Source organism: Nocardia wallacei, from assembly GCF_029868745.1.
GTDB lineage: Bacteria > Actinomycetota > Actinomycetes > Mycobacteriales > Mycobacteriaceae > Nocardia > Nocardia wallacei_B.
In genome coordinates, this window is sequence record NZ_JARWOP010000239.1 from 1 (window position 1) to 22,279 (window position 22,279).

At 70.8% G+C, this 22,279-nt stretch carries 22 protein-coding genes and 1 pseudogene; 14 read left to right on the top strand and 9 right to left on the bottom strand.

The window, feature by feature from the left end; all coding sequences use genetic code 11:
- The first annotated feature begins 226 nt into the window (after positions 1–226).
- From galT to QH470_RS21025, 5 genes are all read left to right on the top strand, one after another.
- On the top strand, positions 227–1,297 hold the full coding sequence (gene galT / locus QH470_RS21005; RefSeq protein WP_280274075.1) for a galactose-1-phosphate uridylyltransferase: 1,071 nt from the start codon (positions 227–229) through the stop codon (positions 1,295–1,297).
- Positions 1,294–2,412: a galactokinase gene (gene galK / locus QH470_RS21010; protein ID WP_280274054.1), complete on the top strand. Its 1,119-nt coding sequence runs from the start codon at positions 1,294–1,296 to the stop codon at positions 2,410–2,412. Before galT ends, galK begins: the two co-directional genes overlap by 4 nt.
- A gap of 497 nt (positions 2,413–2,909) precedes the next feature.
- A complete protein-coding gene (locus tag QH470_RS21015; RefSeq protein ID WP_280274055.1) occupies positions 2,910–3,140 on the top strand; it encodes a DUF397 domain-containing protein in 231 nt (76 codons plus the stop codon).
- Positions 3,141–3,179: 39 nt separating this feature from the next.
- Entirely contained in the window at positions 3,180–3,929 is a 750-nt protein-coding gene (locus QH470_RS21020; protein WP_280274056.1) for an SDR family oxidoreductase, read from the top strand.
- A gap of 104 nt (positions 3,930–4,033) precedes the next feature.
- Positions 4,034–4,435: a PaaI family thioesterase gene (locus tag QH470_RS21025; protein ID WP_280274057.1), complete on the top strand. Its 402-nt coding sequence runs from the start codon at positions 4,034–4,036 to the stop codon at positions 4,433–4,435.
- 10 nt (positions 4,436–4,445) lie between these two features.
- Here the strand turns inward: QH470_RS21025 and QH470_RS21030 are convergent, their stop codons facing one another.
- The gene (locus tag QH470_RS21030; RefSeq protein ID WP_280274058.1) at positions 4,446–4,742 is read right to left on the bottom strand and encodes an MDR/zinc-dependent alcohol dehydrogenase-like family protein; all 297 of its coding nucleotides are present in this window, start codon (positions 4,740–4,742) and stop codon (positions 4,446–4,448) included.
- Between the two features lie 143 nt (positions 4,743–4,885).
- Between QH470_RS21030 and QH470_RS21035 the strand changes: the two genes are divergently transcribed.
- Positions 4,886–5,947, top strand: coding sequence for an NAD-dependent epimerase/dehydratase family protein (locus tag QH470_RS21035; protein WP_280274059.1), 1,062 nt, complete (start codon positions 4,886–4,888; stop codon positions 5,945–5,947).
- Between the two features lie 112 nt (positions 5,948–6,059).
- Here the strand turns inward: QH470_RS21035 and QH470_RS21040 are convergent, their stop codons facing one another.
- The 3 genes from QH470_RS21040 to QH470_RS21050 are packed head-to-tail and all read right to left on the bottom strand — an operon-like array spanning position 6,060 to position 9,110.
- Positions 6,060–7,091, bottom strand: coding sequence for a sensor histidine kinase (locus tag QH470_RS21040; protein WP_280274060.1), 1,032 nt, complete (start codon positions 7,089–7,091; stop codon positions 6,060–6,062).
- Positions 7,081–7,773 (bottom strand): response regulator transcription factor, encoded by a 693-nt coding sequence (locus tag QH470_RS21045; protein WP_280274061.1) that lies wholly within the window; start codon positions 7,771–7,773, stop codon positions 7,081–7,083. The genes QH470_RS21040 and QH470_RS21045 overlap by 11 nt, the downstream gene beginning before the upstream one ends.
- A 5-nt stretch (positions 7,774–7,778) precedes the next feature.
- Positions 7,779–9,110: a hypothetical protein gene (locus QH470_RS21050; protein ID WP_280274076.1), complete on the bottom strand. Its 1,332-nt coding sequence runs from the start codon at positions 9,108–9,110 to the stop codon at positions 7,779–7,781.
- Between the two features lie 232 nt (positions 9,111–9,342).
- Between QH470_RS21050 and QH470_RS21055 the strand changes: the two genes are divergently transcribed.
- Genes QH470_RS21055 through QH470_RS21070 form a run of 4 tightly spaced genes read left to right on the top strand, consistent with a single transcriptional unit; the run spans position 9,343 to position 12,321 of the window.
- Positions 9,343–10,008, top strand: a complete 666-nt coding sequence (locus QH470_RS21055) for a glycosyltransferase family 2 protein (protein ID WP_280274062.1) — start codon at positions 9,343–9,345, stop codon at positions 10,006–10,008.
- Positions 10,005–10,724 (top strand): TIGR04282 family arsenosugar biosynthesis glycosyltransferase, encoded by a 720-nt coding sequence (locus QH470_RS21060; RefSeq protein ID WP_280274063.1) that lies wholly within the window; start codon positions 10,005–10,007, stop codon positions 10,722–10,724. The genes QH470_RS21055 and QH470_RS21060 overlap by 4 nt, the downstream gene beginning before the upstream one ends.
- Positions 10,725–10,732: 8 nt before the next feature.
- Positions 10,733–11,914, top strand: a complete 1,182-nt coding sequence (locus tag QH470_RS21065; protein ID WP_280274064.1) for a molybdopterin-dependent oxidoreductase — start codon at positions 10,733–10,735, stop codon at positions 11,912–11,914.
- Positions 11,911–12,321, top strand: a complete 411-nt coding sequence (locus QH470_RS21070) for a hypothetical protein (protein WP_280274065.1) — start codon at positions 11,911–11,913, stop codon at positions 12,319–12,321. The genes QH470_RS21065 and QH470_RS21070 overlap by 4 nt, the downstream gene beginning before the upstream one ends.
- 148 nt (positions 12,322–12,469) lie before the next feature.
- On the opposite strand, the gene QH470_RS21075 is transcribed toward QH470_RS21070, so the two are convergent.
- From QH470_RS21075 to QH470_RS21085, 3 genes are all read right to left on the bottom strand, one after another.
- Positions 12,470–13,318 carry an NAD(P)H-binding protein gene (locus QH470_RS21075; protein ID WP_280274066.1) on the bottom strand — a complete coding sequence of 283 codons (849 nt, stop codon included), beginning with the start codon at positions 13,316–13,318 and terminating at the stop codon, positions 12,470–12,472.
- A gap of 208 nt (positions 13,319–13,526) precedes the next feature.
- Positions 13,527–13,847 carry a hypothetical protein gene (locus QH470_RS21080; RefSeq protein WP_280274067.1) on the bottom strand — a complete coding sequence of 107 codons (321 nt, stop codon included), beginning with the start codon at positions 13,845–13,847 and terminating at the stop codon, positions 13,527–13,529.
- Positions 13,848–13,950: 103 nt separating this feature from the next.
- Complete coding sequence (locus tag QH470_RS21085) at positions 13,951–15,297, bottom strand: aldehyde dehydrogenase family protein (RefSeq protein WP_280274068.1); 1,347 nt, start codon at positions 15,295–15,297, stop codon at positions 13,951–13,953.
- A 213-nt stretch (positions 15,298–15,510) separates the two neighbouring features.
- Here QH470_RS21085 and QH470_RS21090 point away from each other — a divergent pair, with 213 nt between their 5' ends.
- Positions 15,511–16,542 (top strand): AraC family transcriptional regulator, encoded by a 1,032-nt coding sequence (locus QH470_RS21090; RefSeq protein ID WP_280274069.1) that lies wholly within the window; start codon positions 15,511–15,513, stop codon positions 16,540–16,542.
- A gap of 75 nt (positions 16,543–16,617) precedes the next feature.
- Entirely contained in the window at positions 16,618–17,208 is a 591-nt protein-coding gene (locus QH470_RS21095) for an HdeD family acid-resistance protein (RefSeq protein WP_280274070.1), read from the top strand.
- A 129-nt stretch (positions 17,209–17,337) separates the two neighbouring features.
- On the opposite strand, the pseudogene QH470_RS38280 reads toward QH470_RS21095, so the two are convergent.
- Positions 17,338–17,838: pseudogene (locus QH470_RS38280) on the bottom strand (TetR/AcrR family transcriptional regulator); the annotation flags it as partial.
- A complete protein-coding gene (locus tag QH470_RS21105; protein WP_280274072.1) occupies positions 17,835–19,292 on the bottom strand; it encodes a hypothetical protein in 1,458 nt (485 codons plus the stop codon). The pseudogene QH470_RS38280 and the gene QH470_RS21105, both read right to left, overlap by 4 nt.
- A 325-nt stretch (positions 19,293–19,617) precedes the next feature.
- Between QH470_RS21105 and QH470_RS21110 the strand changes: the two genes are divergently transcribed.
- Entirely contained in the window at positions 19,618–20,997 is a 1,380-nt protein-coding gene (locus QH470_RS21110) for a cytochrome P450 (RefSeq protein WP_280274073.1), read from the top strand.
- A 13-nt stretch (positions 20,998–21,010) separates the two neighbouring features.
- The coding region (locus tag QH470_RS21115; RefSeq protein ID WP_280274074.1) for an ATP-binding protein at positions 21,011–22,279 on the top strand (1,269 nt) is incomplete at its 3' end.

Below are 22,279 nucleotides of genomic sequence, written 5' to 3' on the forward strand. Positions count from 1 at the left end.
TTTGTGCCGGGGGGGGCGTTTGCGCCTTTTATTCTCCCCCCCCCGCCCCCCGCCCCCGGGGGGCCCGGGGGTGTCCGCCACACCCGATGTGAGCGCTCACAATTGTCCGGTGTAGTGTCCGGCTGAGTCTGTCGAGCACCCCCTCGGAGGTTGTCATGGCATCGTCGCCACCCGACCGCACGTCCGCCCCGGCCCCGGTGCCGCGGTGATCACCACCCGCCGCGAGCTGGCCGACGGCAGGGAGATCCTGTACTTCGACGCCGACCCGGGGGTACCGCGCACCGCGACCGACACCCGCGACCTGCCGCAGACCCACACCCATTCCCAGCGCCGCTTCGATCCGCTGCTGGGCGAGTGGGTGGTGATCGCCTCGCACCGGCAGACCCGCACCTTCCTGCCGCCGGCCGATCTGTGCCCGCTGTGCCCGTCGACTCCGCACCGGGCCACCGAGATCCCCGAATCCGACTACCAGGTAGCGGTTTTCGAGAATCGTTTCCCGTCGCTGTCGACCGAGCACGCGGAACTTCCCGGCAGCGTGGCCGGTTCGCCACTGACGCCCCTGCGCGACGGCTTCGGCCGTTGTGAAGTGGTGTGCTTCACCAGCATTCACGATTCCTCGTTCGCGGAGCTGGACCCGGAGCGGGCTCGGCTGGTGCTGGACGTGTGGGCGCACCGCAGCGCCGAACTCGGCGAACTCGACGGCATCGGCCAGGTGTTCTGCTTCGAGAACCACGGCGAGGAGATCGGGGTGACGCTGTCGCACCCGCACGGGCAGATCTACGCCTATCCGTTCGTCACCCCGCGCGTGGCCAAGATCGCCGAGAACGTGGCGCGATACCGGAAGTCCCACGACGCCAACCTGTTCGGCGATCTGCTCGCCGCGGAGCGGGCGGCCGAAGTCCGGGTGGTGGCCGCCAACGAGGAGTGGACCGCCTTCGTCCCGCCGTTCGCGCGCTGGCCGTACGAGGTGCAGTTGTACCCACATCGGCGCGTCGCCGACCTGCCCGACCTCGACGACGCACAGCGAGACGGTTTCGCGACGCTGTATCTGGACGTGCTGCGCCGCTTCGCCCACCGCTTCGACACCCCTATGCCCTACATCGCCGCGTGGAATCAGGCGCCGACTCCGAAATCCGATGTGCCACGTGATGATTGGTGGTTGCACCTGCAACTCTTCTCGATCCGCCGGGCAGCCGGAAAATTGAAATACCTGGCCGGTTCGGAGTCCGGCATGAGCGTGTTCATCAGCGACACCACGCCGGAGACGGTGGCGGCCGAACTGCGGGAGGTGCGATGAGCGCGGCCGAAACGCCGGTGCGGCAAGGGGTCTGGGCCGCGCCGGGCCGGGTCAACATCATCGGCGAGCACACCGACTACAACGACGGCTACGCCCTGCCGATCGCACTGCCGCAGACGGTCACCTGCGCGGCCCGCGCGACCGGCGACGGCCGGGTCCGGGTGTCCTCGCGCCAGCATCCCGGCGACACGGTGGACGAGCCGATCGCGGAACTCGAACGGTCGCGGGTGGACGGGTGGGCCCGCTACCCGCTCGGCGTGGTGCACGAGTACGTCCGGCGCGGGCACGCCATCCCGGGCGTGGAATTGGCACTGGACGGCGCGGTCCCCGTCGGCGCCGGACTGTCGTCCTCGGCAGCGGTGGAGTGCTCGGTGGCGATCGCGCTGCGCGACCTGTTCGCGCTTGCGATGACCGACGCCGATCTCATCGATATCGGCCGGGCCGCGGAGAATTCCTACGTCGGCGCGGCCACCGGCACGCTGGATCAGTCCGCGTCGGTGCTGTGCACCGACGGGCACGCACTGTTCCTCGACTTCGGCAAGGGCGAGCACGCACAGGTCCCGTTCGACCTGGCCGCCGCCGGGCTCGCGTTGCTGGTGGTCGACACGAACACGCCGCACCAGCTCGCCGACGGCGGTTACGGGCAGCGTCGGACCGAATGCGAGCAGGCCGCCGCGGCGCTCGGCGTGCGCAGCCTGCGTGACGTCGCGGAGATCGGCGAGGTCGACCGGCTCACCGATCCGGTGCTGCGCCGCCGGGCCCGCCACATCGTCTCCGAGAACGCCCGGGTCCTGGCGGTGGTCGAGGCGCTTCGCGGCGGGGGCGATCCGCGCGCGATCGGGCCCATCCTCGACGCCGGGCACGCCTCGCTGCGCGACGACTTCGAGATCTCCACACCCCAGTTGGATGCCGCGGCCGAATCGGCGCGGGCGGCGGGAGCCTACGGAGCGCGGATGGTCGGCGGTGGTTTCGGCGGCAGCATCATCGCCCTGACTGCGGCCGACCGCACCGAGCAGACCGCCGGAGCCATCGAACAGCGATTCCGCGGCGACGGGTTCGCCGAACCGCGCACCTTTGTCGCGGTGCCTTCCGCGGGCGCTCATCGCGTGTCCTGACGAAACGAATTCGCATCGTTTTCCGAAATCGATCGCACCCTTTTTGTATCGCGACAAGCGAATTATCTTGCGAATCCAGCGAATTCACGGCATCGGCGTGCACGATCAGCTGCAACCACAGCTGCATGTACATCCGCGTTCGCAAGACGGTCGCGCACAGCCCGCAAGATGGCCTGTGAGCAGCATCTACGCAGCTACGATGACGCGAACCCGGGCGCCGGCGGCTCGATAATGTCCGAATGACGGGGTTGAACTCCGGCAAATACCCCTGAATACACCCCTACCTGCCCCGTAGCGAATCTGCGAATCCGGCGAATGCACTACAGCAATCGCAACATGGAAAGTACCGTAGTGACGGGATTAGCGCGGCTGCCAATGGTTACCCATCCCAGGGCGCAGCCGGGCACGGGGGATCGAGGCCGCCACAACCTGATTTCCGGCCTCCGCCGCATGGCAATGTCGCCGAACCCATCGAAACCCATGTCTTGGAGGAAGTCATGACCAGATCGGACGCCGCCCTTATCGCCGGGCTCCCGGCTAGCAGCTGGCGCAAGTCGAGTTTCAGTGGACCGGACGGCAACTGTGTCGAATGCGCCGCACTACCCGACACCACGGTGGCCGTGCGCAACAGCAACCACCCTGAGGACGGAGCCCTCGTCTTCACCCGCGCCGAACTCGCCGCCTGGATTCGCGGCTGCGGCGCAGGGGAATTCGACGATCTCATGTGACCGCGGGCCTGCCGTGCGGTGATCCCATAGGGTTGGCGCATGACCAGGCGCAAGATTCTCATCACGGGCGCGAGCTCGGGACTCGGCGCGGGCATGGCTCGCGAATTCGCACGACGAGGGCGAGATCTCGCACTCTGCGCGCGCCGAGTCGACAATCTCGAGCAGTTGCGCACCGAATTGTCGGCCGCGCACCCCGGCATCACCGTCGCGGTGCGTGGGCTCGACGTCAACGATCACGCAGCCGTGCCCACGGTGTTCGCCGAACTGCGCGACGAACTGGGCGGGCTGGATCGGGTGATCGTCAATGCCGGTCTGGGCAAGGGCGCGCCCGTCGGCACCGGCCGCGCGGACGCCAATATCGCGACCGTGGCCACCAATCTCGTCGGCGCGCTGGCTCAGGCCGAAGCCGCGTTGCAGATCTTCCGGGCGCAGGAGTCGGGGCATCTGGTGCTCATCTCCTCGATGAGCGCGGTGCGCGGATTCCCCGGCAAGAAGGCCGCCTACTCGGCGAGCAAGGCGGGCCTGTCCGCCCTCGGCGACGCGCTGACAACCGAATTCCGCGGCAGCCCGATCGCGGTGACCACCGTGCAGCCCGGCTTCATCGCCACCGAGATGGTGGCACGAGCCGGTGACAACAAGCTCGCGGTGCCGCTGGACCAGGGTGTCGCCGCGATGGTCGCCGCCATCGAACGCGAGGCCGTACGCGCCTGCGTGCCGCAATGGCCTTGGCGCGCACTGAATCTCGTACTGCCCCGGCTCCCCCGCGCCATCGTGGCCCGTATGGGCTGAACGCCGCCGATCGCTCTGGTGGTCCGGGCGCGGGCGCATCGGGTGCCGCGCCCATTACCCCGTGGGTAATCGACGCGCCGGTGGCCGTCCGGCATGCTCGTCGCATGATCGATGCCGAGGGTACGCAGCTGTTTCACCGGACCATGCCGTTCACCGAGCGGCTCGGGGTGGAGGTGCTCGAGCACGGGCGCGACGCGGTGCGCAGCCGGCTGGCCTGGGACGAGAGCCTGTGCACGCTGGGCGGGGTGCTGCACGGCGGCGTGCTGATGTCGCTGGCGGACGCGACCGGTGCGGTGTGCGCGTTCCTGAATCTGCCCGAAGGCAAGCAGGGCACGACGACCGTGGAGTCGAAGACGAACTTCCTGCGCGCGGTGCGGTCCGGGTACGCCGTGGCCACCGCGCGGGCGCTGCACGCCGGGCGCAGCTTCATCGTGGTGGAAACCGAGATCCACGACGACGCCGGGAAACTCGTCGCCAAGGTGACCCAGACCCAGGCGGTGCTGTGACGCCCGCGACTCAACCGGTGCGGAGCATGACGCGGCCCCGATTGCGCCGCGTCTCCACCAGTTCCAGCGCCGCGGCCGGGCGACCGAACGCGGCTTCCACGTGGCGTGGCCGAATATGGTTGTCGGCCAGCAACTTCCATAGTTCGGCACGATAGGACTCGATCACCTCCGGTTCGGCGCGGGCCAATAGCCCCACCGAAAATCCGGTGACGGTCTTCAGATCCGCCAGGAGGCTGCCGACCTCGACCGCGCCGCCGCCCGCGCTGTAGGCCACGATCACCGATGAAGCTGCCCGGGTCTTCGACATGCTCGAACCGGGCCTCGGCGACTACGCCGTCGCCTGAATTTCTTACCGATCCGTGACGCACCCGCCGCGTTGCCCGCTCCGACGGCTCGCAGCGGCGAAGATCGTGGGCATGATGCCACCGACCGTCCTGCCCGCCTGAGCCGATGCGGGTCCTGCTGACCGGCGCCGCCGGGTTCATCGGTTCACACGTCCGCAGCGCTCTGACCGACGCGGGTGCGGAAGTGGTGGCGGCCGATCTCATGCTCGCCGCCGCCCACGGCCACGACGCCGCACCGCCCGGCGTGGTACGGCTCGCCGATGTCCGCGATCCCGACGCGGTGGCGGCGCTGATGGCCGGGGTGGATGTGGTGTGCCACCAGGCCGCGGTCGTGGGCGCGGGAGTCAGCGCCGCCGACGCTCCCGCGTACGCCAGCCACAACGATCTGGGCACCGCCGTCCTGCTGGCGGCCATGGCGCGGGCCGGGGTGCGGCGGCTGGTGCTGGCGTCGTCCATGGTGGTGTACGGCGAGGGCCGCTACCGCGGCGCGGGTCACGAGACCGCCGATCCGCCCCCGCGCCGCCGTGAGGATCTCGATCGCGGCCGGTTCGACCATTGCGATCCGGTGAGCGGCGAACCCCTGGATTGGGCGCCGATCGGCGAGGACAGCCCGCTGCGCCCGCGCAGCCTGTACGCGGCGAGCAAAGTGGCGCAGGAGAATTACGCGTGCGCCTGGGCGGCGGCGACCGGCGGCGCGGTGACCGCGTTGCGCTACCACAACGTGTACGGCGACGGGATGCCCAGGGACACACCGTATTCCGGAGTCGCGGCGATCTTCCGATCGGCACTGGAAGCGGGTGAGGCGCCGCGCGTATTCGAGGACGGCGGGCAGATGCGGGATTTCGTGCACGTGCGCGATATCGCCGCCGCCAATGTCGCCGCGATCCGCAAGCCACTGCCGGGCTTCGTGCCTCTCAACGTCTCCTCGGGCATCCCGATCGACATCCGCACGGTCGCAGAGCTGTTGGCTCGCGCCTCCGACGGCAAGCCGCCCGTGGTCACCGGCGAGTACCGTCCCGGCGACGTACGCCACATCGTGGCGAGTCCCGAACGCGCGGCCGAGGTCCTGGATTTCCGCGCCACGATCTCCCCGGCCGCGGGGCTCGCCGAATTCGCCACCGCCCCACTGCGTTCCGCCGCGGGCACCGGCACCCCGACGTGGCGGTAAAGGTTCCAACGAGGCAGACCGCCACCGAGAAACGCCCTGGCGACGACCTAGGCCGGACGACGAGATCGACCTAGCCGCGCCCCACACCCGACGACGAGATCGACCTGGCCGATCACACGTCGCGCGGGGCTTCCGACAGCGGTAGGCGAATCTCGAAGCGGCAGCCGACTTCCCGGTTGTGCGCGGTGACGGTGCCGCGGTGGGCTCGAACGAGGCCTGCGGCGATGGCCAGGCCCATGCCGCTGTTGGTGCCGGTGTCCGCGGCCGGGGAGCGGGCGGCGGTGCCGCGGTAGGCGATCTCGAAGATGCGGGGCAGGTCGACCGGATCGATGCCCGGGCCGCTGTCGTCCACGCGGGCCCAGGCGTGATCGCCGGAGATACCGGCGGAGACCTCGATGCGGCCATCGGGCGGCGTGTGCTCGATGGCGTTGGTGACCAGATTGGTCAGCGCCCGGGTCAGCGCCCGGTCGCTGGCTGACACCATGATCCGCGAATCCGGTTGCCGCGCGGTCAGTTCCACCCGCGCTCGGGCCGCGGTCGGCTGGTTGGCGGCGGTCACCTCGTCGATGAGTTCGCGCAGATCCACCGGTTCCAGTTCGAGCCGCAGCGCTCCCGAGTTGATCTTCGACATCTCGAACAGATCGTCCACCATCGCCGAGAGCCGATGGGTCTCGCGCACTATCTGCCGCGCGTACCGCTCGACGGTTTCGGGACGGTCGATCACGCCGTCGACCAGGGCCTCCCCCATGGCCCGGATGCCCGCCAGCGGGGTGCGCAGATCGTGGCTGACCCAGGCCACCAGCTCGCGGCGGGATCGCTCGGCGGCGCGCTCCTGTTCGATCATCTGCTTCTCCCAGACCGTCTTACGCGCCTGGATCCGGCCGAGCACGATGGCCGTGGACACGCCGACGAGCGTGACCACCGCGAGCACCACGCCGATTCGGCGCAGTTCGTCGGTGAACATCATCCCGCTCACCGAAACCACTCCGACCAGGGTCGCCAGGGTCGGGATCAGCACCAGCACAACCATGCTGGTGGTGAGGCTGCGGTTGTGGGTGAGCCGGATCGCCACGGCGCCCAGGGCCACCACGGGCACCGATCCGGCCAGCGCGTACCCGATCAGGGCCGCCATGTCAGTCGGCATCGATGTCCTCTCCGGGGCGGCCCCACGCATAGCCGCGACCCCAGATCGTCTCGATCCGGTGCGCGGCACCGAGTTTGGCACGCAAGCGTTTGATGTGCACGGTGACGGTGGACTGATCGCCGAATGTCCATCCCCACACCCGTTCCAGCAGTTCGGCACGGCCGAACACGCGCTGCGGATGGGCGAGCAGGAAGGCCAGCAGGTCGAATTCGCGGGCGGTCAATTCCACCCGCCGACCATCGATGAGCACCGACTGGGCGCCGGGGCGCACCTCGATCGCACCGCTGTGCAGCACCTGTTCCGCGGCAGGCGGCGGGCGGTGCGCCCGTCGCAGCACCGACGCCACCCGCAGCGCGAGTTCGCGCGGGCTGAACGGCTTGACGAGGTAGTCGTCGGCGCCGGACCGCAAGCCCAGCACCCGGTCCTCCTCCTCGCCGAGCGCGGTGAGCAGGATGATCGGCATGTCGGGGTGCCGGCCGGCGCGCACCGCGCGGCACAGTTCGATGCCGTCCGGCGGCGGCATCATCACGTCCAGCACGGCCAGATCGATGTCGTTGCGCGCCAGCACCGCCGCGGTCGCGGGGCCGTCGGCGGTCTCCACGACGGTCAGGCCGTCACGTTCCAGATATCGGCGCACCACCTCCCGCACCACCGCGTCGTCGTCGGCCACCAGAATGCGCATGGGACTTACCAATTCGTGAGCAGGAGATGAGCCAGCAGCAGCGTCGCCACCGCCTGGACGGCGAGCCAGAAGCGCACCGAGCGCGGCGGCAGCAATGCCGTGGCGGCGAGCAGCCACATGTCGAACGGCAACCAGATCCGCTCGGTCTCCGCCTTGCTCAGCCCGCTCAGGTCCGCGGCGAGAATCGCGAGCAGGGCTGCCGCCGCGAGCAGGGCGGCGGGATCGACGGCGGAGCGCCAATCAGCCAGATACCCCGCGGCTTTCGAGGACCACGACGTCGACAGCGAAAGATACTGCCGCCCCGTCGAATTCGGCCCGGTCAGGGCCGCGCCGAGCGCCAGGCCCCGCGCCACACGCGGCCCGGCCGCCGCGGTCGCCAGGCCCACCGCACACACCGTCGCGGCCAGATTGCCCCACACCCAATAGGAATACGGGCGCTCGCTGGCGATGCCCTGGTAATACCGTTGCACCACAAGGTGATAGCCCTCCAGCCACCAGAAGCCGCCCGCGGTGAACGCCACCACCACGACGGCGACGCCGAGCAGCGCGGGCAGCACCGGCCGCAGCCCCCGCGCGGCCACGACGGCCGCCGCGGGGATGACCATGAGCACCAAGCCGTAGTTCAGATACAGGCCGAACCCGAACAGCAAGCCGGACCCGACAGCGGCCGGTGTCCGCCCCGCGCCGGGCCGGGTCGCGACCGCCAGCAGCGCCACTGCCCAGGCCGCGACGCCCGCGAACAGCGCGTCGGCCGACACCGCGAGCCAGATCGCCGCGGGCGCCAGGGCGAGGAAAGGCGTTGCGGCCCTGGCACGTTCGGGCGCACCGAGGGCATTCAGCGCCACCGGGACGGCCACCGCCGCACTGCATCCGGCCAGCACGCACACCACCGCGGCCCACGCGCCGCCACCGAGCCCGACCCGATCCAGCAGCACGAACACCAGCAGTGCGCCGGGCGGGTGCCCGGACACGTGCGTCGTCCACGAATCCGGCTGGAAGTCGAGGATGCGCCCGGCGAAACCGCGCAGCATCGCTCCGATGTCACCGACGCCGCCGACTTCGTGCAAGTACTCGTGCCCGCTGGTCAGGCGGCCCGCGAAGCCGCGCTGCCAGCCGTCGACCAGCGCCAGCGAGAACGCCCACACCACCGCGGTCACCCAGGTCAGCGCCAACAGCCGCCGCCACGGCAGCTGTCGGGCGGCGGTGGGGCCCAGCACGACGACCAGCACCGCGACCGCGATCGCGGTGCCCGTCCCCCAGCCGACGTGCGGCAGCCACTGGCCGAAGATCGGCGCGGCGGCGGCGTAGACCCGCTCCCGCCAATGTTCGCTGTGCATTCGCGGGACGACGAAAGCCGCCGCGACGAGCGCAGCGGCCAGTCCGGCGCACACCAGGTCGGCTCGGACGCCGGCTTTCCGGACGCGGGGAAGGGTCGCCTGTCGCACAGCGTTCACCCTAGGCCGCACCGGGCGCGGAAACCCGCCGAAGGGCACAGGCGGCCCACGGCGTCATACTTTCGTCACCGGTTCGCTGGGCCGCGGACGCCCGACTCTGGCCTACGGTTCCCCTGTGACCGATACCCGCAGCGCATGCGATATCACCGTGGTGATTCCGTGCCACAACGAAGCCGGAGCACTGCCCGCCGTGCTGGCCGCGGTGCCGACCGGATATCGAGTGATCGTGGTCGACAACGCGTCCACCGACGAGACCGCCGCGGTGGCCCGGGCCGGCGGCGCAACCGTGATCGGCGAGCCGAATCCGGGTTACGGCTCGGCCGTGCACGCCGGTGTGTGTGCCGCCGAGACGGCCGTGGTCGCCGTGCTGGACGGCGACGGGTCGATGGATGCCGGAGAGTTGCCGGAATTGTTCGAACACCTGGATCCGGATGTCGACATGGTGGTGGGGCGGCGGCGGCCGGTCGGCGCGGGAGCCTGGCCGTGGCACGCCCGGCTGGGCAACATGGTGATCGCCGGGCTGCTGCGCCGCCGCCACGGGCTGCCTGTGCACGACATCGCGGCCATGCGGGTCGCCCGCCGGGACCGGCTGCTGGCGCTGGGCCCGCTGCATCCGCGATCGGGTTATCCGCTGGCGCTGCTGATCCGCGCGGCCCGGGCACAGTGGCGAATCGTGGAGCGCGACATCAGCTATCGGCCGCGCAGCCACGGCGTGTCCAAGATCTCCGGTTCGGTGCGGGGCACCGTGCGTGCCGTGCGCGACTTCTGGAGCGTGCGATGAGGTCTCTCGACGCCACGGCCCTGGTGGTCGCCAAGGCGCCCATCGCCGGATTCGCCAAAACCCGTCTCACACCGCCGTTCTCGCCGCGCGAGGCCGCGCAGCTGGCGGCCGCCGCGCTGCTGGACACGCTGGCGGCGGTGCGGCACAGCGGCCTTCGGCATCGCGTGGTCGCCTGGACCGGCGATCTGGACCTGGCCGAACACGCCGCCGAACTCGCCGCCGCGCTGGCCGAATTCACGCTGGTCCCGCAGCGCGGCGACACCTTCGGGCAGCGGCTCGCCCATGCCCACCACGATGCCGCGGAGCTGGGCGCGCCGGTGCTGCAGATCGGCATGGACACGCCGCAGGCCGGTCCGGCAGTGCTGGCCGCGGGCGCCGCGCGGCTGCTCGACAGCGGCGATACGGTGCTCGGCCCCGCCACCGACGGCGGCTGGTGGGCACTGGGTCTCACCGAACCGGCCCCTGCGCGCGTGCTGACCGAGGTGCCGATGTCCACCGGCAGCACCGGTGCGCGAACGCGAGCGGCGTTGCGCGAGTTCGGCTGCCGGGTGCATCGCCTGCCGACGCTGTCCGACGTGGATACCGTCGAGGACGCGGTCGCGGTGGCCGCGGAGTACCACGGGCGCTTCCCGCACACCTTCGCACGGCTGCACCCGAAGCGCTTGGCGGACAGCGGATCCGCGCTGTCCGCCGCGGAATCGGCCCTACACGGATAGGTCACTCGATGACGCAGGAGACTCCGTTCCGGGAGACTCGGCTGCTGCTCCCGCGGCGGCTCGCCACACGGATTTCGACCGCCCGTTCGGTCGCGGTGACCGCCCGGGTCGGCAGCGTGCTGGGCGTGGCGGTCACGGTGTGCTTCGCGACCGGGCTGATCAGCCACTGGATTCAGCATCCGCCCGACTGGTTCGTCTGGCCCGCGCATCCGGTGTGGCTGTACCGGGTGACCCAGGGCGCCCACGTGATCTCGGGGATCACGGCCGTTCCGCTGCTGCTGGTCAAGTTGTGGTCGGTCTATCCGCGGCTGTTCGCGCGGCCGCTGTTCGGCAATCCGCTGCGACTGATCGAGCGGGCGTCGGTGGCCGTGCTGGTGGGCTCGATGATCTTTCAGCTGGCGACCGGGCTGTGCAATATCGCGCAGTGGTATCCGTGGAAGTTCTTCTTCACCACGACGCATTACGCGATGGCCTATGTCGCCTTCGGTGCGATGGCGGTGCATCTGGCGGTCAAGCTGCCGTCGGTGCGGGCCGCGCTGCGGCGACCGGTGGACGATCCGGAATCCGTTGAGACCGGCGACGGCGCTGCCGGACAAGGGATTTCACGGCGTTCCGTGCTGTCCGCCGCCGGAGTCGCCGCCGCTGTCGCCGGGCTGGCCACGTCCGGTCAGACCGTTCCCTTCCTGCGCCGGGTCTCGGTTCTGGCACCCCGCTCCGGTTCCGGGCCGCAGGGGCTTCCGGTCAACCGGACCGCGGGCGACGCCGCCGTCGCGGATGCCGCGCGTGACCCGGCGTACCGCCTGCGGGTCCGGGTCGGCGGCCGAAGCCGAGAGTTCGCCCTCGACGAGTTGCGCGCGCTGCCACAGTCGGCGGCGGCACTGCCGATCACCTGCGTCGAAGGATGGAGTGCGTCGGCGCACTGGAGCGGGGTGCGGCTGCGCGATCTGCTCGCGGCGGTCGGCGAATATCCGGGTGGCAGTGTGCGTTTCGTGTCGCTGGAGCGGGGCGGGTTGTATCGGGAGTCGGTGCTGCCCCCTCCGCATGTGATCGCCGCCGACACGCTGATCGCCTTGCGGCTCAACGGCGAACAGCTCGATCTCGACCATGGATATCCGTGCCGTCTCATCGCGCCCAACCGGCCGGGCGTACTGCAGACCAAGTGGCTGGCGGCCGTGGAGGTGACGGCATGACGGTGATTCGCTTGCTGCTCGCCCTCGGTGGCGTCGCCGCGGCCTGGTACGGCGTGACCCTGCTGGCGCCGATGAACGCCGCCGACCTGCGATCGGTGGCGACCTGGTTCGTCGCCGGAATTCTGTTGCACGACTTCGTCTTCGCGCCGCTGTGTGCCGCCGTCGGAGTCACCATGCGTCGCCTGCTGCCGCCTGCCCGATGGTCGCCGCCGGCCTACGGCGCTACCTGCACGGTGACGTTGCTGCTGGTCGCGGTGCCGGTGATCGATCGTCGGCACGCGATCGCGGGCAATCCGACCGTCGTCGACCGCCCGTACGCCGTGGGGCTGGCGGTGGCGCTGGCGGTGATCTGGGCGGTCGTCGCGATCGCGCTGCTGCGCGGACGACGATCCGCTATAAAGCGCTGAGAAGCAGTGTCTCTCGAAAGGCGACTACCCGGCGTGCGCGCCCGGTGACATCGGTCGGCCGTCCCCGGTCTCGAGCAGCGCTTCCCCGGCCTGCTGGAACTGGTCGCCGACTGGACGCCGCCGAATTCATCGCGCTGACCGGCCGGAGTCAGGCGAAGGATGCGCGGTGTTCCAGCACCCAGTCGAGGAAGGTGCGCGGCGGACGGCCGGTGATTTCCTCGACCGTCGGATGGACCACCGAGGTGAACGACTCCAGGGCCGTAGCGCGCAAAGCCATGATGGCGTCGGCCATTTCGGCCTCGATACCGAATCGGAGCAGCGCGGCACGCGCCTGCTCGGGTGTGGTCTCGACGAAGCGCAGCGGGCGGCCGAGCACCTCGGCGAGGATCTCGGTCTGCTCGCCCGGGGTGAGCGGGCGCGGGCCGCTGAGGGTGTGGACGCGGCCCTCGTGACCGGGTTCGGTGAGGGCTTTCGCGGCGACGGCGGCGATGTCGTACGGATCGACGACGGCGATCCGGCCCTGACCGTAGGGGGCGTACACGGTGTCGTGGTCGCGCACGGTCGGCGCCCAATGCAGCGCGTTGGCCATGAAACCCAAGGGGCGCACCATGGTCCACGGCACCCCGCTCGCCCGGACCGCCCGCTCACCCGCGCGGTGCCACGCCGGGATCGGGTCGGTCGCGGCCGCGTCACCGGCGCGGCCGGAGGACAGTTTCACGATGTGCGCGACACCGGCGCGGGCGGCCGCGGCGGCGACGGCGGCATCGTGCCGCGGCAGTTCGGGTCCCGCCGACAGGAGGAAGACCCGGTCCGCGCCCGCGAGCACGCCGGGCAACCCATCGGGCTCGCCCAAGTCGCCGCGCACGATTTCGACACCCGCGGGCAGACTCGCGGTGGACGGACGCCGGGTGACGGCCCGTACCCGCGCGCCCATCACGCACAACTGCTCGACCACGAGGCGGCCGACGGTCCCGGTGGCTCCGGTGACGACGATCATGAGCACTCCTTGTTCGCAGATCGCGGGCATTCCCGCACCTCTGCGAGCCTGAGCCGAGCAGCTCACACTCTCCATCGAAACCCGGTAGGCCGCCGCACATCAGCTACCGGCCGCGCCGCAACCTCGGATTTCCGCCTCTACCCACGCCGGGGCACACGGTTTCCTCCACTCGCGGCGATACGAGCCACCGGACCGCGCAGCGCGCGGATCAGCGGGGCTTGATGCGACCCGCCGCCACCAGTGCCTGGTAGGCCGCCGCCTTGCGGGGGCAGTCGCCGACCGAGCAGTCGAGGTGTTCCTGCATGGTGCGGTGGGCCTCCGGCACCTCGAAGCGGCGGTCGGGCGCGTTGTGGGACAGGGCGGCGGCCACCGGCATCGCGGGTGGGACGGATTCGGCCAGCAACCGCTGGCGAATCTCGGCGACGGAGGTGCGGCCGGTCGGGAGGCGCTGCGGACGCACGTTCAGCACCACGACGGCCATCGCGCCGACCAGAACCATGGTCGCGGCGAAAACCTGCCAGCCGCCCATCACCTCACCTCCCCCGACCCGAAAGTGACAGTATCCGAAGGATATTCGCAACAGGTGTTCATGACTCTCTCATGGATTCCGAATTACCTTGATGCAGTGGGCATTACACGTACCCAGGCGGCGCGAGATGGATCGAGACGTCGTTGCGTCCCACTCGTGCCGCCAGCAGCCGACCGGCGACGTACCGGCCGGCCGCGTCATCGGCGGTCCAGATGCTCGCGCACGGACCGCACGGATCATTGGCCAGCGTCGAGGCCGCCGCCGCGTCGGCGACCCGGACGACCGGCAGAATCGGGCCCAGCGTCTGCTGGGTCAGCACGATCATCGCCGGATCGGCGCCGCCCAGCACGGTGGGCGCGAAGACCTGGCCGTCGGCCGTCCCGCCGAGATGCAGTGTGGCGCCCTTCGACAGCGCGTCGTGCACCTGGTGCCGGAGATGCCGCACGTGCGCCGCCGACGTCATCGGCTCGACGCGGGGATCCTCGGGATCGGCGGCGCCGAACGCGACGACCTCGGTGACCAGCCGATCCACGAATTCGTCGTACACGGGCGCCGCGACGAACACCCGCTCGATGCTGTGGCAGCTCTGCCCGGCATCGGCGAGCCCGCCCAGCGCGATGCCCGCGGCCGCCGCGCCCAGATCTGCGTCGGCCAGCACGATCGCCGACGACTTTCCGCCGAGCCCCAACCGGCACGGAACGAGCCGGGCGGCCGCACGCAGCGCGACGACCTTCCCCGTTTCCGGCGAGCCGGTGAAATGCACGTAGTCGACGGTGTCCACGACGGCCGGGCCCGCGTCGGGACCGGCCGCGAACTCCAGCACCGGCGGCGCCCCGAGCCCGGCCCAGCCCTCGACCACCGCGCGCACCGTCAGCGGGGTCACGGTCGAGGGCTTCACCAGGACCGCCGAACCGGCCATCAGGGCCGGCACCGCGTCGAGCAGCGTCGACGCCAGCGGATAGGTCCAGGGCGAGAGGACACCGACCACCGCGCACGGGCGGTAGGTGATCGCCAGTTGCAACGCGACACTCGGGTTGCCGTGCGTACGCTGCCACGGTGCTCCGAGAAAGTCGGCACCATGCGTGCGATGGTAATCGATGACGTCGATGCCGAGGCGCAGTTCCCGCAAAGCCGCGGCAACCGACTTCCCGGTTTCCGCCGCGAGCGACTCGACCAGCATTTCCTCGTTGCCGGACAACCATTCCCGGAATCGCGTGAGCCAGTGCACGCGGCGGACGACACCCATTGCCCGCCAAGACGTCTGGGCATCGCGCAGTGCGGCCACCGCGGCGCGGACGTGCTCGGCATCGTGTGTCGGCACGGTGCCCAGAGCACGGCCGTCGCCGGGCGCGGTGACGGTGATCCGGGCATTCCCGGCGGTATTCGGATAGGCGGACAGCATTCGGTTCACTCCGAGCGTGGTGGCAGCGGCACGGAAGCGGTGCGGCATGCCAGAAACCGTATGACCCAACTTATTCCGCAACCAGCGGGCAATGGGCCAGATACCGACTAATATCGGCCGAATCCAGCAAACTTACCGTCGAGTAGCGTGTCCGGTTCGCCGGGTCGGCATCGGGTATCGGTGCGGGCGTTGGTCATACGGTTATCGAATAGATCAGCGGATTCGGGCCACCGGAGCGCCGATTTCTGCGACGATGCCTAGGTGGACGAGCCTGCGCAGGTGCGGTCGATCAACGGTGTGGCATTGCTGGTGGACTACGCGGTCACTCGCGGTCTGCGGATGCCGGACATCCTGCGGGGCACCGGAATTCGGGAACAACAGCTGCAGGATCCCGGCGGCGAGATCACCCTCGCCCAGGAACTCACGCTGCTGCGCAACGTGGTCGACGGCGTGCACAACGAGCCCGGCCTGGGCCTGATGGCCGGTTTGCTGTGCCACCCACCGTCGTTCGGCGTGCTCGGCTTCGCCGTGATGAGCAGCCCCACCCTGCGCCACGCCGCGGACATCGGAGTGCGCTACGCCGACCTGTGGTTCACCATCGCCCGGCACGCCCTGGTCGAGCACGGTGACGAACTGTGGCTGGTGCGCGACGACAGCGGCGTGCCATCGGAACTGCGCCGATTCACCCTGGAACGGGACTTCTCGGCGATCGCCACCATCCAGCAGGACCTGGTTCCGATGCGAGTGCCGACCCTGCGCGTCGAGGTGACCGTGGAGCCGCATCCGGTCTACGAGATGTTCGCGACCATGCTCGGCGTCGACAAGATCACCTTCGGCGCGCCGCGCTCACTGATGGCCTGGCACCGCAGCACACTGGATGTGGCGCTCCCGCAGTCGAACGCGGCGACGGCGCGCTTCTACGAACAACAGTGCGCCGACATCATGCAGCGCCGCCGCAGCCGCGGCGGGGTCAGCGGCCGGGTGCGCGAATTGCTGATCCGGCACGGCGGGGTCACCGACCAGTCCCGCGTCGCCGCGGATCTCGACGTCAGCGTGCGCACGCTGCGCCGCCGCCTCGCCGACGAGGGCACCACCTTCCGCGAACTGAGCAACGAGACCATCGGCATGCTGGCCGAGGAGTTGCTCGTCGCCGGGCTGACCGTCGAGAACGTCGCGGAACGGCTCGGCTACTCCAGCGTTTCGGCCTTCACCTCCGCCTTCCGCTCGTGGAAGGGGCAGCCGCCGGGGCATTTCGCCCGCGTGCACCGAGGGCGGGCCATCGCTCGCGTCTAGCGGGCTCTACCGCCGTAATGAGTTCGAGACTGGCTAATAGTGCGCTATTCGCCCAGCTGGACTTATCCTTCCCAGATGACAACCAGCAAAGAAGGAGTTCTCGAGGGGCCGCTGCATCAACTGGCCCGTGGCGCGTGGCAGTCCCTGGTGGTTATCGGTCTGCTGTCGGTGGTGGTGGGCATCCTGGTCCTGGTGTGGCCGGGTCCGACGCTGGTCGTCGCCGGTGTCCTCTTCGGCGTATATCTGCTGGTCTCCGGCATCTTCCAGCTGGTGGCGGCCTTCGGCGCGCACGTCGGCACCGGCTGGCGGGTGTTGTCGATCCTCAGCGGCATCCTGTCGTTCATCCTGGCGTTCTTCAGCTTCCGGCACATCGGTGACGCGATCGTGTTGCTGGCGTTGTGGATCGGGATCAGCTGGCTGTTCCGCGGTATCGCGGTGCTGATCGCCGGCACCGAGGCGCCGTCCGGCGTCCCCGGGCGCGGCTGGTCGATCTTCTACGGCATCGTGCTGTTGATCGGCGGCATCGTGCTGGTCGTGTGGCCGATCAGCTCGATCGTGACGCTGACGCTGGTGGCCGGGTGGTGGCTGATCTTCATGGGCATCATGGAGTTCGTCTACGCCTTCCAGGTGCGCGGCGCCGCCAAGCGCACCCCCGCTCAGGTCTGAGCTAAGCCGCGGGGCCGGTGAGGATCGCCCAGCAGGCGGAGCGCAGCGCAGGCAGGCCGACGCCGGCCTGGAGTGCGAATCGGGTTCCTGGAGTAGGTGTTCGCGGTCGGCGAGGGCGGTGACCATGAGCATCGAGGCCAGCCGCAGCCGCTCGGCGAACACGCTGTCCGGCAGCCCCGGCAGGGCGGCGCGCAGGCGTGCGGTGAGCAACCGGATGCTGTCGGCGTGGGGGTGGGCGGCCGCGGTCGCGGCGGGATCGTAGCGGGGGTTGCGCATGGTTTCGGCCATGAATCGCACGTACGAGCCCGGCTCGCCGCGGCCCTCCAGGGTTTCGGCCAGCGGGTCGATCAGGGCCGCGACCAATCGCGCCACGTCGCCGTCGCCGCCGGTGCGGTGCAGTTCGTCGAGCAGCCGCAGTCGGCGGGCGTTCACATCGGCCATGCGCCAGGCGTAGATCGCCGCGACCAGCCCGTGTTTACCGCCGAAGTGATACGCCACGGCCGAGGTGTTGCGCTGCCCGGCGGCGGCCGCGATCTGCCGCAGCGAGACGGCATCGATGCCGAACTCACCGAACAGCCGCTCGGCCGCGGCCAGGATCCGGCGCTGTACGTCCGGCGGTGCGGCGGTCACGGGCCGGCGGCGATGCGGAACAGTCCCGTGGCGGCGCCCTGGTACTGGGTGCCGTCGGGCGCGAGGGAGCCGACCATCTGCAACGGGTCCATGAGCACGCCCGCGCCCAGCGGCTGCCGAGTACGGACCGCGCCGGTCGCGGCGTCGATCACCGTGTAGCCGAAGGCATCCGCGGGCGTGGTGGTCCCGCCGGGCAACGCCGGTACCCGGTCGAGGGTGTAGATGTCGTTGTCGGCCGACGACAGTCGCGGAACCGCCGCGGACGCGACGTTATTGGTCCACGCCACCGCGCAACCGGATCCCGACGGGTCGAGGTCCACGCGGGTCATTCCACCGGTGAAGGCGGCCGCGGGCGGGTCGCTGGGGCCGGTCGCGCCCGTGGGGTACGGGTAGCCGTAGGTGCTCGCGACGAATACGCTGCGGCCCGCGCCGATCGGCGAGTTCTCCGTCCCGCTCGCGCCGGGCGGGAGTACCGCCACCGAGCACACCGGGTGGCCGGTGTGCGCGTCGAACACCAGGAGATGTTCGCGGGGAGTGGCGTTGTCGGTGATCGCCACGTAGTCCGAACCGGTGCGCGGGCCGAAGAAGGTCGGCGTCGCGCCCGTCCCCCAACTCAACTGGCCCGGCTTGCGGGCCGGGCCGCGATCGTAGTCCTGTCGCCAGATCACCTGCGGGACACCCGATTCGCCCGCGCGGACCAAGTACAGCGCGTGATCACCGGCGACCGCGACACCCGCCGTCGCGGCGGCGATGCTGTTGGCGACGGATTCTCCGGAGCCCAACGTAACGGCCTGGGCCGCACCGCTTTCCGGATCGAGATACCCGACCCGGCCGTGCTCGGTGGCAAACCAGATGCGACCGTCCCGATCGGGCACCAGCGATTCCAGGGCATCGCACCCCGGCCCGCCGCCGGGCTCGGTGACGGGGGGCGCGACCGAGACGGTACGGCGGCCGAACAGCCGCCAACCGCCGTCGGGGGCTTTCTCGTGGCCGATCCAGGTGATCGAGTCGCCGCCCGTCGCCGCCACGAAATCCCCTGTGCCGTCGAGGTATCCGTAGACGCCGCCGAGGAGGCTGCCCGCCGCCAGCGGCAGCGAACTCAGCGGCGCGCCGGTCGCCGGATCCAGCAGATACAGCACGGGCGCGCGGGTGGCGATGCTGGTGCACAGCGCCTGCGGCAGCCCGTCCGCGGCGATCAGGATGGTGGGGCACGCGGCGCCCAGTGCGACGAACCGCGCCCGGATCGGACCGGTGCCCGGCCCGGGATTGGGTGTGGTGTCCGACGCCTCGGCGTCGCCGTGCATCGTCGCCGTCCCCGCCGGGCCCAACCGGTCGTGCGCCGGCGGCCGCGGGCCGAAGTCGTCGGCGCCGGCCGTGCCACCGCTCGGCCCCACCATCACTGCCAGGGCGACCGGCCACGCCAGGAATCGACAGCCGCGCCCACGCATCCGCATGCCCGCGAGATTAACGCACTTGCGTTAAACGTTCACGGCGGAGCATTCCCGAATGCCTGCGGCCCGTGCCTTCCGGCTGCTATTTTCGACGATGCCGAGGTCAGCCGGTCGCGGCGGGGCGCGCCCCCACATCTCGGGGCTTCGCAGCGCCTCCGCGCGCGGTCAGACTGGTCGATGATCAATGCTCGGGGGTAGATGATCAGCAGCACTCGCACGCCGGCCGGCCAACCCGCTTTCCTGTCGGGAGGGCATGTGATCGCTCGGCCGACACTGTATTCGGGGTGGATGCGGTGCTGTGCACGCCGACAACACGGGAGGATTGTCGATGATGGACCGGAGCAGCGCCGCATACCCGACGCAGCCACCACGCAGCAGCAGATTCGCGCCGCTCGGCGAGATGGTCACCATGATGCGCGACCCACTGGCCGTGATGCAGCGGCTGGCGCGCGAGTGCGGACCGATCACCGAGTTCCGGCTCGGCCCGGCACGCGCCGTGCTGGTCGCCGCGCCGGATCCGATACATGAAGTGCTCGTCGGCAACGCCGCCGACTTCGGCCGCGCCCGGGCGATGGTGCTGGGGCTGTGGCCCGCGCTGCGCAACGGGCTGGTCGTCTCGGAGGGCGAGTTGCACCAGCGCCAGCGCGGCCTGATCGGCCCGCTGTTCACGCCGCGCCGCATGACCGCCTACGTCGACGCCATCGCCGAACATGTACGCGCACACCTGGATCGCTGGTCGGGCGCCGGGCAATTCGACGCGCTCGACGCCATGCAGCGGCTGACCCACGACATCATGGGGGAACTGTTCGCGGGCGAGGCCCTGGCCGACGACGAGGAGGCGCTCGCGGCGATCACCCGGATCTTCGACTGGGAGATCCGCTTACTGAGCCGGCCGATCGTGGCGCCGCTGTTCGTGCCGACCCGCCGCAACCGCGCCTTCGCGCGCGACATCGCCTACATCCGCGGCCGGGTCGGGGAACTCGTCGAGGCGCGCCGCAGCGGTGCCGCGTCCGGCACCGACATCCTGCAGGCTCTCGTCGAGGTGCGCGACGCCGACGGTGAGATGGCCTTCGATCAGCTCGTGGACGAGACGATCAACCTGTGGGCCTCCGGGATCGAGACCTCCTCCGACGCCCAGTTCTGGACCGCGTACGCGCTGTCGCGGCATCCGGAGGTGGCCGAGCGGGCGCGCGCGGAGACCGACCGTGTGCTCGGCGGCCGCCTGCCGACCGCCGCGGACCTGCCGAATCTGCCGTACTGCCTGCAGGTGTTCAAGGAGACCATGCGGCTGTACTCACCCGCTCCGGCCTTCCTGCGGCAAGCCGTGCGCGACACCACGATCGGCGGCTATCACGTCCGGCGCGGCACGGTCGTGTTCGTCGCCCCGTACGTCATGCACCGCTCGCCCGAGTGGTACCCGAACCCGCTGACGTTCGACCCGGACCGCTTCGCATCCGACCGGAAGCTGCCGCGGCACGCCTACCTGCCGTTCGGTGCGGGGCGGCACGTCTGCGTCGGGTCCTCGCTGGCACTGCTGGAAGGCCAGATCTTCACGGCCGTGCTGCTGAACTCCGGCACGCTCGGCATCCGCGACGGCGACGCGGTGCGGCCGCATCTGCAGACCAATCTCCGGCCGCGCGATCGCGTGCACGCCACGTACGCGGTGCGCGATCCGGCCTCGGTGGGTGGTGCGCCCGCATGCGCCTGATCCGGACGTCGCCGTGACCGCTGCCCCGGCGGAAACCATCGGTGCGCAGGCGGGTCCGGCGACAGCGCGGATCACCCGCTCGGCGGCGCTGCTGGTCGGGGCGGTCGGCGTACTGCTCGGACCGGCGGTGGCGCGGGAGGCCTGGCAGCAGGCGCGGTACCTGGCGCCGTGGTGGACGCCGGTGGCCGCCGTCGCCGTGTTCGGGAGTTGCCTGGCACTGGCCGTGCTGGCGTTCGTCGCGCCGCTGCGCGTGGTCCGGGGCATGTGCGGCGGGATGGTGTTCGCGACGCTGACGGCGATCGTGTTGCTGCCGTTCGCGATTCGCCATCCGGAACTGCGCGACGACCCGTTCTGGCTGCTGCGTACCGTGGCGCCGGGTGCGGCGGCGGGCGCCCTGGTGTGGCGGCCGCGGGTGGCGGCCGCGGCGCTGGTGCTGGTGATCGGCGGCGGCGCGGTGGCCAACGGCATGGTCCAAGGCGGGGTGCGCGGGCTCACGCTGCTGCTCGACTTCAGCCGGAACTTCGGCATCGCGGGCCTGCTCACCTGGGGGCTGGTGACGGTGCTGCGCGCGGCGGGAACCCTCGACGAGGAGTCCGCGCGAGCCGAGCGCGACGCCGCCCAGGTGGCGGCCGCCGACGCGAAAAGCCGTGAGCGCGCGCGTTTCTCGGCGATCATTCACGATGATGTGATGTCGACGCTGCTGGACGCCTCGCGCGGGCGCGACGCCACCGCGCTGGGCCGGCTGGCCCGCAAGACGCTGGGCCGGTTCGACGAATTCCGGCGGATCGGCGAGCGCGGCGGGGAATTGGACGCGCTGCGCGCGATCGGAATGCTGCGGGCGACGGTGTCGGCGATCAATCCGGGCATCACGTTTCGATCGAAGCGGCTCACCGGCTTCGCGCGGCTGCGGGTGCCCGCCGATGTCTGCGACACCATCGCGGCGGCGCTGGCCGAGGCGGTCCGCAACAGCCTGCGGCACGGCGGCGGCACCGGGCGGCGGGTGCGCCGCGACGTCACCGTGACCGTGGGCACCGGGGCGCTGCAAGTCGAAATGCGGGACGACGGTGCGGGTTTCGATACCGAGGAGGTGCCGGCGCACCGGCTCGGCGTGCGGCGCAGCATCCTCGCGCGGATGGCCGACCTACCCGGCGGGGGGGGGGGGGGGGGGGGGGGGGCGCCCGGCGGGGGGGGGGGGGGGCCCGGGGGGGGGGGGGGGCCCCCCCCCCCCGCCCGCCCCCCGGGGCCCCCCCCCCGGCCCCCCCCCCCCCCCCCCCCCCCCCCG